The following is a 13,776-nucleotide window of genomic DNA, read 5'->3' on the forward strand; positions in this document are numbered from 1 at the left end:
TCGTTATTCATTCAGTTAAGTTGGTATAGCATTTTCCACAAATCTAAAAATATGACGGCAGGACTGTTAATTGCCCTGCCGCCTGGTGTTTTAGATCATCTGCTTATGAATATGATAAAAAACTCATTGTGTGTGAATATTAATTATCATTAAATACGGCCCTTATTCGACCCAGGCATCAACATCGTATCTCCCATCACAATAGGTGTCATCGGTCTAACATTCCATGACAGCTTTAAAGGAAGTTACGGCAAAGGAAACGTTCCCTCATTTGTCCACGGTGCTTGTCCACATCCAAAGCAGGTGAACCTATCGAAGCTTAAATCAATCTGCCCACCATCATCGGGGTCGATATTAGTGCAGCCGTATTCTGATAAGGTGATACCGTCTGGTAGTTCCACTACAATGTCGCCGCATATAAGCTCTTCATTCAATTCAGGGATGTCGGGTACGCCTGTTGGTGGTTCAATACGGAAGGTAAAAGCATAATCGGCATAAACATCATTGCCTCCCCTATCTTTGGGGATGAAATCTGCAAACCATGCATTCGGATCACCATTCTCATCGAAACCATATCTATCGTTGCAGAGCTTTTGGCCATCAGTATCATTTAGCACAACCTCTGCCGTTCCCGTGCATTCATAAGGAAATCCATCTTGGGCAAAGGTCGGGTTATTGTAGCAATTCAATGTGCCTGTCACCTCAGGGAATGTATTTACATCCGATGTTAGAGTATTGCCTTCATAATAGGGCGCAGGCGCCCAAACAATCGCATCCTCAGCCACATGGCATTGCCCTTGCCCAGTCACGGCGGGTTCGGTCTCATTGTACAGCAGTCTCCCGCAGACGTCGTAGGCACTCAAAACTTCCACATCCGCCCATGACCCTGATCTTTGGAGTACCCTAAACGCCGCGAGTCCAAGATAATTACCCTTCAGCGAATCGCCTTTAATCTCGTCGTGATGGACTGTCGCGCAAATTGTCTTTCCCACCAAGGGATCGAGGCCCACCCCCCACAATGGATCTAAGTTGATTTTTGAAATTTCTTTTTCACTAACTGTGGGTAGAAATTTACCCAGGGCGTTATTCCAGTCACCCACATATTCACGAAGTTCGGAGTCCTCATTAAAGGCCTCGTCGGTGATAACGTGGAATCCCGCTTGTTCGCTGACATCACCTATAGGCAGGGAAATTATGACAGGATCATCTTCTGCGGCCCATTCCCTAAAGGCTTTCAGTTCCAGCCGTTGGTTGATATCTTTTTCATTGAAATTCACATCCTCGAACGTGAAATAGCCCACAACTCCATCATCTAAGTATGGCGAGTTTGGGGCGATGGCGTCTTTGTCGAGGGCAACGACGAGTGCTGCGGAATATCCGTCCGCTTTGTCGCATGCTAGTTTTCCAGCCTCAGAATTATCCCCCTCTCCGCAATAAAGTGTGCCCCAAATGTCACCACATTTACCGCCCTCATCGGCTGGAAGGCCGAAGATTCTAGCGGTAAATTTAGAGCCAGTATAATTATTGGTTTGGCTTTTAAATGTAGCGTTGACGCCTACGCTCCTTCGATATATGGTTGTACGCGCGGTGGCTTCAGATACCCAAATCGCAACCATGCTTAGAGCAAGTATGCTCATCATAAGTCGTTTAAACATAACAACCTCCTTGATTTATCGCGAAGCAACGGGTCTAATACCCCGCCGCTCTGCGGCGTTAAAATTGATTCTTATGGCAGTGTTAATGTAAGTTTAACATAGATCTGCATGTCCTGCTGAATCGTCAGGTTATTTCTGTCTACTTCGTAATAGTCAAATTCTTCGTCGAAGAGATTCTTCACTCCCAGGGTGGCGAACCCATAGCGATTGGGAAAACGATAGCTGATCGCGGCATCCACCAGCCAGAACTGGTCAGCACCATCCTCAAAAACGCCAAAATCTATCACGGTCCGTTCTATGGTACCCTTTTGATCATAATAGGTGGCTGTTAAGCCGGCGCTCAATCCGGAAGGGTGGAAGAAATTAATCCCCAACGGAAATCGATGCGTTCGCATGTCCTTTACGCCATCGGTGAATCCCTCGTCTCTTTCAAAATCCTCATACAGATATTCCGCCTTCAATGCCAGCCACTCATGCGGGGTCCAGTAAAGGTAGGCACGGCCGAGATATTCCTCCCAACTCGCTTCTTCAAGTGTGTTTGCCAGGCCGTAAAAAGGCACACTCAAGTCCCGGTAAGAAAGCTCCATTCCGAAGTAAACGTCTTTAGGGAGTTTCTGATCGAGAGCAACACCATAGACCCACGCATCTGTTGCTTCAGGATCGTCAAAAAATTGATTGAAGCCGGCCACCTGGGTGGGTTCGAGGGTCTGTTCCGTTACTAGCGTTCTTTTAAACGTCCTGAACACGGCACCGCGAATGGTCGTGGATGAAAAAGGGTTCCAGCTAACACCCAATTTTGGATTGAACTGGGATTCTTCAATTTCCTCTTCACCGTAGTTTTGTTCATCATCATTGTAGAAGTCACCACTTGCTCCAACCGAGAATATGAAGCCTTCCAATGGTCTGAAATAGGAATATGCGTAAAGATTGACGTGATCGACCTCATATTCTAAGGGGTCAGAAAAAGAATCTATAAATGTCGGCGGGTCCGTCCCAGGCCACTGAAAGGTTCCTGCGAATGTGACATCTTCATTTTTTTTGACATATCCTACACCACTCACCAGATCGATGGTTTTCGAGCGAAACAGATAGGAAAGCTCACCAGCGTAATCTTCACTTTCTTGTGGGTTTTCAAAATTTAACTCTACAAGAGGTGGCGGAAAGCCAAAATCGTAAAAAAACACGTCGAAAAAATCGTCATCCTTTTTTGCATACTGAAAATTGCCCAAGACAATAGAACCCGGCGAAAAGGCATGGCGTAAGCCAACCCGCGCCGAATTCGTCGTGACCTCCGTGCGCTGGTCTGTCAAAAAGTCTTCCTGAAAGAACCGCTGACGTATGTCACCTCTTTCGTTGTCTCTGTATCTGTATTCTGCCTGAATACTTGTTTTATCAGAAATCTCATACTGGGCAAAAATATTGGCGATGTCGTCCTTCTGATCTGAATTCTCCCGCCAGCCATCCGTTTCGTAATGGGTGTAGCCTGCGCTAAGCGAAATCTTGCCATAAATACCTGAGGCAACACCTTCACCGCCCCACGTTTCGTTGCTTCCGTACAATCCACTGGCTTGCAGTGTTGCGCCGTCTCGGGCAAACAGCGGATTGAACTCGTTAAAAGAAGTTTGGGCCGCCCCCTGGGCGCTGATCAGAAACAGGTTGCTTTCTGCAAGACCGGGTTGGATGGGGGTGGTATTGGTGGGCTGCAGGAGCTGGGACTGGAGCAGTTCGCTGACCCGGGCGATCTCGTGCCGCGGCAGCGTGGCATAGGTGTCGGCCAGAAAGCGGTGGGCCGAAAAGTTGGTCGGGTCGGCGTTGACCGCATTGTAGCCTTCCAGCAGGCCGCGCTGCCCGAAACCGAGATCGTTGTAGATCCGAGCCGTGGCCGCGCTGCGGGCGGCCAGATCCGAATCCAATAACAGTTTGGAGCGGTAGACCGCCCGGTTGTCGTTGAGTTCCTTGGCGGTCTCGAAATCCTGCAGGGCCTCCACCGGCCGGTTGGTGGTCTGCTTGGCGATGGCACTGTAAAACCAGGGGGTGGGGTCGTTGGGATCCAGCTCCTTGGCGGTCTTGTATTCGCGTTCGTCCAGGCCGCCGCGTTTCTCTTCGTAGTAGGCCTTGCCGAGATAACTGCGGATCAATGAACTATTGGGATCCAGGCTGGCGGCCACTTCCAGATCCATGCGCCCCGCCTCCAACTGCCCCTCTCGGATCTTGGCCAGGCCCAGGCCCAGGCGGGGCAGCGGATCGGCCTGGTCGGCCTGGATGGCCTGGTCGAATGCCGCCCGCGCCTCGTCGGTCTTGACCTGGGTCAGGTAGGCGAAGCCCAGCACGGTCTGGGTGCGGGAGAGGCCTGGGGCAATGGCCGCCGCCTTCTGGGCCGACTGCAGGGCTTTGTCCAGATTGCCAAAGGAAAGGTGGATCTCGGCCAGCCGCGCATGGGCCAGGGCATCGTCCGGGGAAGCCGCCACGGCGTCCATCAGGCTTTTTCGCGCGCCTTCGAGATCGAATCGGACCTGCTGCGCGTAGGATTTGGCAACCAGAGCCGTAGCCGACTTGGGATTGGCCTCGACGGCTTGCTGGGCCAGGGCAAGGGCCTTTTCCTTGTCGTTGCGCACCAAGGCCACAATGGCCTGCAGGGAAAGGGCGTCGGCCGATGCCGGATCGATGGCCAGGGCCCTGTCAAGATCCGCCTCGGCAGCGTCGATCTCGCCCACGGCCAGGGCTTGGGACGCCCGGTTGGCTAAAAACACCGGATCGTTGAGGTCTTCACGCATTTCCGGCTGGCCGGGCGGCACGTATACCACCGGCGGGTAGTAAAGTGCCCACTGGACCGCATCCCGGGGCCGCACCACCGTGGTCAATACCGGCGCTCTGCCCTTTTGAGCAACGGCGCTCTGGCCGCTGGTCAGGGTCACCTCGCCGGCATCGTTGGACGCCAGTACGCCGCCCTCGAAGACCGACAAAAAGGTCTGATCGTCCTCCACCCGGATGAGAAATTCGGTGCCGCGAACGCCGGCGACCACGTAAGGTGTGTTGACCTCGAGCTTGTTGGGCTTGCGGGCAAATAAGTGGGCCGCCCCTTTGAACACGTCGACGAACGAGGTCTTCTCCTCGAATTTCTGGACCACGATGGAGGAGTTGGCGTTGAGCCGCAGGACGGACTCGTTGGCCAGAGCAAGGCTGGCGCGGCTGTTGTCCTGCACACGGATCTCGTCGCCGGGACAGAAGGTGTCGTTCAGTTTGACCGCCTGCCAGGCGTCCCCGCCCGTCGATCGGAATTGCACCACGCCCTGAACGGAAACGGCGGTAGCCGCCGGCGGGTCGCAATCCGATCCGGCCGCCCAGGCGAACGATGAAAAAAGGAGTGTCAGGAAGATAGAAAACAGTACAAGTTTTGAGTTGGATGTCACCCCTTGCATAAAAGACCTCCCCTCATGTCCGTTAATCCCGTGGTTATTGATTTTTTCTTTTACCTTGCGGCACTGAAAGCGCCTGTCGCTGCAGCGACCGGTTGGCAGCAAGGTTCAAGCGGGAAGTAATTCGGCTGAGAGCTATTATAAATCAGATCATTCGAATAATAGAGAACACCACAACCTTCAGGAATCTTGAGTATCCAGCATGACGCGGAGCCGAAGCTTCATTGAAATGAATATCTATATTCGCTCAAAATTAGGAGAGAGTAACATTTTTACAGATGGGACTAAAATCCCAAATATACTAAATAAACTACCATAAAAAATGAAAATGTATATAACATTTTTTCAATGATAAAACCCTTAGTCAAATTAAGTGTTTTTTGTAAAAATTAATGCTAAGACAAGGACATTCAACGAATTTTGCCATTAAAAGTTCTTCTGAAGACATATCAAGCGAAATTCAAGCAAATGCGCATGGCAATATTTCGGATACGCCTTCTGCATTGACCGAAGAATCAATCTGACCTTAACGAGACGAGAGGCGTCGATCAAAAAGGGACTTGCAACCTAATCCGCGGATGGTATTATTTTACCCGTTTGGATTTAGTGGTTCTTAAGCCCAAAAACGCACTACAATAAAAACCAAGCACCATCACATTGTCAATGTTGACGGTTGCCCTTTGTGCGGAAACGGTTTCGATGAACAGATCCTATGGTCCCGAGCTTTTCGGTTCAACTTTCCGCAGGGGGGAAATCGTTTTCCGCCAGGGCGACCCCGGCGACGTCATGTATATCATCCAATCCGGGGCCGTCGAGGTCTCCCAGTGCCAAAACGGCCGGGATACGGTGCTCGCCATTCTCGAAAAAGGCGACTTTTTTGGAGAAATGGCGCTGCTGCAAAACGATGTGCGATCCGCCACCGTCACCGCCATTAGCCATACCCGCCTGATCCCCCTGACCAAAACCCTGCTGATTGAACGGTTGGAATGCGATTCCGACGTCTCGCTGCATCTGTTGAGGAAACTGATTCAGCGGCTGCAGCGCGCCCATCACCGCTACCGTAAAGCGCTGCGTGAAAACGAAGCGTTCCGAAACGCCATGGCTGCCGGCAAAACATTTTCCGACGAAGGCAGGGAGAAAACGCCGGGGGCCGCCGCAGACGCATTGCACGACGGCGCGGACCTTGCCAATGACCTGCTGATGGCCCACAGCGATAGCGGAATGGCGCACTTTCGACATCACGCCGCCGAGGGAGAGACGATTTTTTACGAAGGCGATACCGGCGACTGCATGTACTTGGTCGTGCGCGGCACGGTGGGCATCAGCAAGCATGCAGCCCACGATTCCCGTTTTATCGACACCATCGGACCAGGTGATTTTTTCGGGGAAATGGCACTCATCACCGATATGCCTCGCAGCGCTACGGTCACGGCTCTGGAGCCCACGGACCTGATCGTCATTGACAAGCAGCGGTTCCTGGAAGGCATTCACACCGAGCCCCGACTGATCGTGGCCTTGATCAAAACGCTTATCTTACGGCTGTCCTGCCTCGAAGCCATGCTCGCCGATCCGGGTCATGCGCGTGTGCCGCAACGCTCGGTATGGATACCGAAGCTGGTGAAACGAAACCGGGTGTCGATTTCCTTTGTCTCGCTGTCGACCTGCGCCGGCTGTTCGGCCGTACTGCTGGACCAACCGCTTCTGGCGAAGATCCTTTCCAAGGCATCCATCGACTATTGCCAAATGCTCATGGATCGCGAGACGCTGCCACAATCCGAGGTCATCGTGGTCGACGGCGTCGTCCGGCTGAAAGAAGACCAGATGCGCCTGGAGGAAGCCCGCCGCAAATGCCGCTACCTGGTGGCATGGGGAACATGCGCCGCATTTACCGGGATTCCTGGCTTGGCCAACCATTTCGAGGTGGAGTCGCTTATCGAGGAAAGTTATGGCGCCACCGATGACGCTTTTTCGTATTATCTTTCCGGATCGTCCGGCATGCCTCGGGGCGACGCGGATGCAATCAATCGCATTGACCTTCAACGGCGGGCATTCACCATCGACACCTTCGAGAAGGTCGACTACTATATTCCCGGATGCCCACCGGACCCGACCATGCTGTGCGATCTGATCGAGGAATTGACCGGCGGTCAAACCGCCAAAACAGCGCCCGTCGTGTGTTCCAAATGCAATCGCAAGCCGGCCAAGGGTTATCCCGGCAGCGTTTCGTCCTCGCGCCTGCCGGTTGAGCGCATCTGCTTCAATTCACTGGGGCGGATATGCCTGGGGTTCATGACCCGGGGCGGCCACGATGCCATGTGTCCCAAAGGCGGTTTACCTTGCTGGGGGTGTCGGGGACCCTCTAAAAAAACCATCATTGATATCAAAAACGGTGATACCGTGGATGAAATTGCCGCCCGGGGTATTGCCCAGCGGCGCGGTGTACCTGTTGACGATCTGAGGGAAACGATCAAGAAAATTAAACAAAGCGGCCATTTCATGCTCAATCTGGAAAGCGATGCCATCGATAAACTGCTGAGGGTCAGATGAAGCGCCAACTCATACTCAACAAGGCGACTCGCATCGAGGGCAATGCCACCATCCACGTGGAAATCGACAACGGCCGCGTGCAAAACGCCAGGTTCATGGTCGCGGATTTTCGTGGCTTCGAGAAACTCAGCCAGGGAAAGCAGGCCGCCTATATCCCTCACATCGTCTCTCGAATCTGCGGTTTGTGTTGCATGTCCCACCAGGCGGCCAGCGTGCAGGCCATCGAAAACGCACTGGAGATTCATGTCCAGGAATCGGTGCAGCGGCTTCGCCAGGCCGCCGTGTATGGCGAGTGGATCGCCAGCCATGCCTTAAGCTATTTTTTTCTCACCCAGCCCGATGTCCTCGGCACCGATGAAGGCATTTTCGGCATGATCAAGGATCATCCCCGGATTGCTGAAACCGCCTTCAAAATCCAAAAGGCCGGAAGCCGCATCGTGGCCATCTTGGGTCGACGTTCGGTTCATCCCGTTGCCATGTGTGTTGGTGGAATGAGCATACACCCGACGAAGGACGACCTGCAGGAGATTGCTGATATTGCCGACCACGTCGCACAAGAGGCTATTGGAATCATCAGCAGACTCGAGCGGCGTAAGCTGCGGGACCGTCAGATCGCGTTTCCCCGGGACAGCAAGGTCAACTTTCTGTGCTACGACGCGAACTCAAATCCCAACGGTCACATCAAGGTTTTTTCTCCAAACGGCACCTGCGAGGAACAATTCGATATTTCCGATTTCGAGGACCATGTTTCGGAAATGCGCGTGGATTGGTCATTTGCCAAATTTCCATACCTGACGCGATTGGGTTTCCCGGACGGCATATTCCATGTCGGCCCCCTCGCACGAGCCTTCTCGGATGGCTCGGCCACCCAAATGCCCGCGCTGGCCGATCACGAGATCATTCAACGGGCCAAGTCGTCGAGAGGCATTCATATCGAATATGTCGACGTCGTCCGGTTGGCAGAAATTTATTGGTCTGCAACCCGGATCAAAGAATTGGTGCAGGACATCGACTTGTCCAAAATCGCTGCAGAGTCCATGAATCCAAGCGAAAGCGGCAAAGGCATCGCGGTGGTTGAAGCACCCCGGGGCGTCCTGATGCACAGTTATACCATCAACCGCGGAAAAATCGAGCGGCTGAAACTGCTGGTTGCCACCCAATTCAACAATCCGCTGATCAACTTCATCATCAAGGACCTGGCCGAACAACATTTAGACTCCGAGGGACTCTCCGAATCCGGGCAACGGGCAATCGCTCGCTGCATTCGCCTGTTCGACCCCTGTCTGACTTGCGCCACACACTAATCCCAGGCCCCACCCGTATCCCCCAACCGCAATAATCCTATCGACTGTTACAGATAGCAATACCCGTATCCCAACATTAGCCCAGCTTGTGATTCATTGAAAAAATTCCACGATCCGCTTCCCTGCCGTAATAGATGTTTTAAAAAGCCAGTTCATCGAAGACATTCTGGCCGGAGATCACCACGCGGATAATCTCTTCGCCGCCGAAAACGTTTTTGAAGGCTTGGTACTCGCGGGTTTCCTCCAGATCTTCAATTACCATGTCGTAGATCGAAGTGTTGAAAACCAGCTTGGGCAGGGTGGTGAGGAAAAAAAGCGTCAGCGCGAGGACGGCGAGAATAACGGATACCCGATGGCCCATGATCCATCCGAAACAGGCCTTTGCGGACAACCGGCGAAGATTGGAATAAAGGGTGTTCAGGGCCAAAGCGATTTTCCCGAAGGGTTGGGGGCGCTCACCTCATTTGGATGCCGAATAAATGCTCCTGTCCACTGCGCCCTCGGATTTCATGGTTTCCCAAGTCCTGAAGCGGCAATCGCCGATTCACCAGAGAGGCGGTCTGGCTGCACAGGACAATGGGAGCCTGAAGCGTTTTGCTGGCCATGGATGATAAACGGAAGGCCAGGTTGATGCAGTCCCCTACAAGGGCAAGATCGGCAGATCGCGACCCATAGTGGGAAAGCGTAACCTGGCCGGTGGTCACCCCCCAGCCCAATACCGGAGGGGGCAAATCCAATCCACGATCCCGCAGTTGCCGGTGGATCTCGGGCAGACTGGAAAGCTGTTCGACGGCGGCCTGGCACGCCGGCAGGGCATGTTCGGTTGAGAATGTGCCAGGATGCTCCCAGAAAGCGAAAACCGCGTCTCCGGCGTAGTCTTTCACCGTCCCATGGTGTGCGTTGACAATGGCGCTGAAACGGGAAAAAACCGCCTTGATGAACGTGTAAACGGTCGTCGAATCGACCTGTTGAGAAAAAGCGGAGAACCCGCGTACGTCGGCCACCAGGTTGGTGACGGACACCGCAGCTTGGTTGACGGTGGTCTGCTCGGTCCAGGTATCTTCGTCCGATGGGGTGATCGAACGGGGACAGGATAGAACGATGGAGATGTTGCCCAGGGTGATGCAGTCGCCGTCTTTGAGGTTGCGGGAGGCCCCTGGCGCCATGCGGACATCGTTGACCCAGGTGCCATTCTTGCTCAGATCTACAATTTCCACACCACTATGAGTCAGACGAACAACGGCATGATCCCGGGAAACCATGGGATTGCGAACGAGAATGCGCTTTTCCCTTTCGATGCCCCGGCAGACGCGGCCTAAAAAGATCCTGTCCGTCAAAGCGAGGCGATGTTGGGTACCGTTCTCGTCCTGCCATGTCAGGCAGGGTTCAGATGTCACAGCATCCGATGGCATTCTCTTTTTCAAAGCCTCACGTGTGGTGGATTGCTTTTACAGCCAAACGACTCGCTTTCAAAATCCAACAACATCGACTACCCGCTTCTTTGTGGGCAACCGCTACGACGATCACTTCCGGCAACATGCATGCCTGTCACGACTTCGGAATTCAGAGAGATGCAGAAAAGGTTTCTATTTTCTTACCACATCGATGGTTTGACGGCAATGGTCATCCGCTGCCGTCCTGAGGGAGTCGCATTCGACCTGGTATAACGCTTTCCTGGTTCCGACGCTCAAGCGTGGGAGCCCATATCCAGTCAAAGGTTTAACGCAGCAAGTCATTGCGGTTGAAAACGGCTCTGATAAACCCGCCCCGCCAAAAAATGCTTGACATGTCACCATAAAGTGACAATAAAGGAGGCCATGGCGACAAAAAAACACGCAAAAAAAGCCCCCGCGCAAAACCGCGACCGGGAAGCGACCCGCCGGCTGTTGATCCGGGCGGTCGGGGAACTATTGGGCGAGAAAGGATTCACCGGGCTGGGCGTCAACGCCGTGGCCCGTCAGGCCGGCGTCGACAAGGTGCTGATCTATCGCTATTTCGGTGGACTGCCCGGCCTGATTCAGGCATTCGGGCAGGAAGAGGACTTCTGGCCGAGCATCGAAGAACTGGCCGGAGGCGATATCGACGCCTTCCGGCAGATGCCTCTGGAAGAGAAATTGACGGCCCTGGGCTGCAATTTCCTGCGCGGCATCCGTCAGCGTCCCCTGACCCAAGAGGTTATGGCCTGGGAAATGGTCCAGCGCAACGATATGACCGAGGAACTGGAGATCATTCGCGAAACCCGCATGCTGCGCTTTGCAGAGCTTTTTCTCCCGGCCGAGGGGGCCAGGGTCGATCTGATGGCCATCATGGCCATTTTCGGTGCCGGCATCAGCTACCTGGTCTGCAGGTCCCGGAAGATCCGCTGGTACAACGGCATCGATCTGGAAAGTGAAGACGGATGGCAGCGCGTCGAAACGGCAGTCGGGCAGATGGTTAAAGGGACCATGGCGATACTCTGAATTGATGAATCGAAAATTATTATATTTTCGTCATTCCGGCGCAGACCAGGTACGAAGTGAAGCTTTAGCGCTATCCAGCTCCTTCAATACTTTCTGGATGCCGGATCAAGTCCGGCATGACGAGGTTGGTTCATTATACGCGACCATTTGAATTGTTAGGTGGGAAAATTTTTTACCCGAATTGTCACCGTATAGTGACAATAAAATCATTTTTTAATCGAAAGGACCTCACAATGATAAAGCGCAGAGATTTTCTCAGACAACTGTTCGCCACCGGGGCCGTGATAGGCAGCGGCACCTTGATTGGCGCCTGTTCGGGAATCACCCGCGCCGACCTGCCGGAAACCCAAACGGCAGGACAACCGATAGCGATTCTGGATGACACGCAAAGACGAATTCTCTACTACGCCAGTCTGGCCCCCAGCGGACACAACAGCCAGCCCTGGCGGGTACGCATCGAATCGGCGAACACATGGATCGTCGAAGCGGATAGCGACCGCAGACTGCCCTGCGTGGACCCGGACAATCGCGAACTCATACTCTCTCTGGGCGCCTTTGCCGAGAACCTCTCCCTGGCGGCAGGTGCCCTGGGCCGGCGTACCGACATCGAGGTAATCGCCAACAGCAGCCACGATCGCGATGTCCTGCGGGTCATTCTGCGTCCCGGACAGGCGAATGGCGATCCGCTGCGGCTCCTGGCAACCCGCCGCACCGTGAAACACGGCCATCTGCCCAAGGAGATCTCTGCTGACGACGTGGCAGCCCTGTCCCACCAGGCTGGCGGCGGCCTTTTCTATTTCCCACGCACCTCTTCCCATGGCGCGTGCATCCGGGAAGCTGTAGTAGAGAGCTTTCGCATTCAGGCGGCCCGAGATGACGCCCAGCTTGAGCTTGTTCACTGGCTGCGCCTGAGAAACCGGGATGCGGTGCACCACCGCGACGGCCTCACTCCCGAAGGAATGGAGATCCAGAGCTTCAACAACTGGTATGTACGCCATTTTGTGAGCCCCGAGGATTTCATGAAAGCCGGTTTCCGCCGCAAGGGGGTGGACGTTACGGCGAAGCTGGCCCAAGAAGGCGGCGGTTGGATGGTGCTGACCAGCTCCGGCAATCGTGTGGCCGACCTGATCGAAGCCGGCCGGCGGTTCCAGCGCCTGGCGCTGGCGGCACGGGCTCGGAATATCGGCATCCAACCCATGACCCAACTGCTGGAAGAGAAGACCGGCCGCGCCGCCATCTCCGGGAATCACAGCCGACACTTTTTCCCCCAGTTTGTCCTGCGGGTCGGCTATCTTGACCGCTACCCCAAGCCGGTTTCGCTACGGCGGCCGGTGGAATGGTTCGTAACCGCCTGACTCGATTCCATTCCCGCCAGCACCCATTCCTGTTGAGTAATACCGATAAAATTCACTGCATTTTTAGTAAAAATTAACCGGTCCGGATAGGTGTTGACAAAACTTATCCGGGCCACTACTAGGCATATGCTCATATGAGCTTCTTCGAATAGTAACGAATCCGACCGGCGTCGGATGTAAGCCACGAGGTGCCTTTTTGAAACTTACCGTACTGGTTGACAACAATACCCTGATCGATCGCTATTTTCAGGGCGAACCCGGCGTTTCCTACTATATCGAAAACGATGGGCTGAAGGTCCTCTTCGACACCGGTTACTCCGACCTTTTCATGAAAAATGCCGCCAAGATGGAGATCGACCTGTTCGATGTCGACGCGGTGATTCTCTCCCACGCCCATATCGATCATACCTGGGGAATTCAGGCCTTGATTCAGGCCTTTGCCGAGCGGCAATTCGAAGGCCGATCCTACAAGCGCCCCACCCTGATCGCCCACCCGACGGTCTTCGACCGGCGCGTGATGCCCGGGGTCGGCGATATCGGCTGTTTGATCTCCCGGGAAACCGCCGTCCGCTATTTTGATCTGGAGTTGACCGACCGTCCCCACTGGCTGAACCCGGACCTGGTCTTTCTGGGAGAAATCGAACGCCGCAACGACTTCGAGGCCGAACATCCCATCGGCCGTATCTGGCAGGACGGCGTCGAATCCGACGACTTCCTCATGGATGACACATCGCTGGCCTATCGTTCGTCAAAGGGCCTGGTGATTGTTGCCGGCTGCGCCCATGCCGGCATTTGCAACACTGTGGCCCAGGCCATGCAGGTCTGCAAAGAGACCCGAGTGGCAGACATCATCGGCGGGTTTCACCTGCTGGACCCCACGGAAAAGCAGCTACGGCGTACAGTGGAGCAGTTGTCCGCCTGGCGCCCGGAAAAGCTGCATGCCTGCCATTGCACCGATCTGAAATCCCTGCTGGCGCTGTCCCGGGCCGCCGAACTGGAAGAGGTCGGCGTGGGGCTCGAATTGGAGTTCTAATGCTTCC

10 protein-coding genes are annotated in these 13,776 nt (G+C 54.2%); 6 read left to right on the forward strand and 4 right to left on the reverse strand.

Translation table 11 applies throughout. The features are described 5' to 3' along the window. Positions 1-245: 245 nt before the first annotated feature. Together GN111_RS16245 and GN111_RS16250 are read right to left on the reverse strand one after the other, a co-directional pair. Positions 246-1,655, reverse strand: coding sequence for a hypothetical protein (locus tag GN111_RS16245; protein ID WP_155304751.1), 1,410 nt, complete (start codon positions 1,653-1,655; stop codon positions 246-248). 71 nt (positions 1,656-1,726) lie between these two features. Beyond that, complete coding sequence (locus GN111_RS16250; protein WP_155304752.1) at positions 1,727-5,074, reverse strand: FecR domain-containing protein; 3,348 nt, start codon at positions 5,072-5,074, stop codon at positions 1,727-1,729. Positions 5,075-5,770: 696 nt separating this feature from the next. Here GN111_RS16250 and GN111_RS16255 point away from each other — a divergent pair. Then, positions 5,771-7,618 carry a cyclic nucleotide-binding domain-containing protein gene (locus GN111_RS16255; RefSeq protein ID WP_170302328.1) on the forward strand — a complete coding sequence of 616 codons (1,848 nt, stop codon included), beginning with the start codon at positions 5,771-5,773 and terminating at the stop codon, positions 7,616-7,618. After that, entirely contained in the window at positions 7,615-8,922 is a 1,308-nt protein-coding gene (locus tag GN111_RS16260) for a Ni/Fe hydrogenase subunit alpha (RefSeq protein ID WP_155304754.1), read from the forward strand. The genes GN111_RS16255 and GN111_RS16260 overlap by 4 nt, the downstream gene beginning before the upstream one ends. A gap of 139 nt (positions 8,923-9,061) precedes the next feature. On the opposite strand, the gene GN111_RS16265 is transcribed toward GN111_RS16260, so the two are convergent. Then, the gene (locus GN111_RS16265; protein ID WP_155304755.1) at positions 9,062-9,349 is read right to left on the reverse strand and encodes a hypothetical protein; all 288 of its coding nucleotides are present in this window, start codon (positions 9,347-9,349) and stop codon (positions 9,062-9,064) included. Positions 9,350-9,377: 28 nt separating this feature from the next. Beyond that, positions 9,378-10,319: an adenylate/guanylate cyclase domain-containing protein gene (locus GN111_RS16270; RefSeq protein WP_170302329.1), complete on the reverse strand. Its 942-nt coding sequence runs from the start codon at positions 10,317-10,319 to the stop codon at positions 9,378-9,380. On the opposite strand from GN111_RS16270, the gene GN111_RS33390 reads away from it, so the two are divergent. The 4 genes from GN111_RS33390 (at position 10,313) to GN111_RS16285 (ending at position 13,769) form a co-directional block, all read left to right on the forward strand. Continuing rightward, positions 10,313-10,564, forward strand: coding sequence for a hypothetical protein (locus tag GN111_RS33390; RefSeq protein ID WP_170302330.1), 252 nt, complete (start codon positions 10,313-10,315; stop codon positions 10,562-10,564). The genes GN111_RS16270 and GN111_RS33390 overlap by 7 nt on opposite strands. A gap of 175 nt (positions 10,565-10,739) precedes the next feature. After that, the gene (locus GN111_RS16275) at positions 10,740-11,381 is read left to right on the forward strand and encodes a TetR/AcrR family transcriptional regulator (protein WP_155304757.1); all 642 of its coding nucleotides are present in this window, start codon (positions 10,740-10,742) and stop codon (positions 11,379-11,381) included. Positions 11,382-11,614: 233 nt separating this feature from the next. Then, positions 11,615-12,736 (forward strand): Acg family FMN-binding oxidoreductase, encoded by a 1,122-nt coding sequence (locus GN111_RS16280; protein WP_155304758.1) that lies wholly within the window; start codon positions 11,615-11,617, stop codon positions 12,734-12,736. Positions 12,737-12,932: 196 nt separating this feature from the next. Further along, the gene (locus tag GN111_RS16285; RefSeq protein ID WP_155304759.1) at positions 12,933-13,769 is read left to right on the forward strand and encodes an MBL fold metallo-hydrolase; all 837 of its coding nucleotides are present in this window, start codon (positions 12,933-12,935) and stop codon (positions 13,767-13,769) included. The last annotated feature ends 7 nt before the right edge of the window (positions 13,770-13,776 follow it).

Origin of the sequence: Desulfosarcina widdelii, from assembly GCF_009688965.1 — a bacterium.
Taxonomy (GTDB): Bacteria; Desulfobacterota; Desulfobacteria; order Desulfobacterales; family Desulfosarcinaceae; genus Desulfosarcina; species Desulfosarcina widdelii.

Coding starts and splice junctions, on each gene's coding strand:
- GN111_RS16245 (WP_155304751.1), bottom strand. CDS start 1,655: ATGTTTAAACGACTTATGATGAGCATACTTGCTCTAAGCATGGTTGCG.
- GN111_RS16250 (WP_155304752.1), bottom strand. CDS start 5,074: ATGCAAGGGGTGACATCCAACTCAAAACTTGTACTGTTTTCTATCTTC.
- GN111_RS16255 (WP_170302328.1), top strand. CDS start 5,771: ATGAACAGATCCTATGGTCCCGAGCTTTTCGGTTCAACTTTCCGCAGG.
- GN111_RS16260 (WP_155304754.1), top strand. CDS start 7,615: ATGAAGCGCCAACTCATACTCAACAAGGCGACTCGCATCGAGGGCAAT.
- GN111_RS33390 (WP_170302330.1), top strand. CDS start 10,313: ATGTCACAGCATCCGATGGCATTCTCTTTTTCAAAGCCTCACGTGTGG.
- GN111_RS16275 (WP_155304757.1), top strand. CDS start 10,740: ATGGCGACAAAAAAACACGCAAAAAAAGCCCCCGCGCAAAACCGCGAC.
- GN111_RS16280 (WP_155304758.1), top strand. CDS start 11,615: ATGATAAAGCGCAGAGATTTTCTCAGACAACTGTTCGCCACCGGGGCC.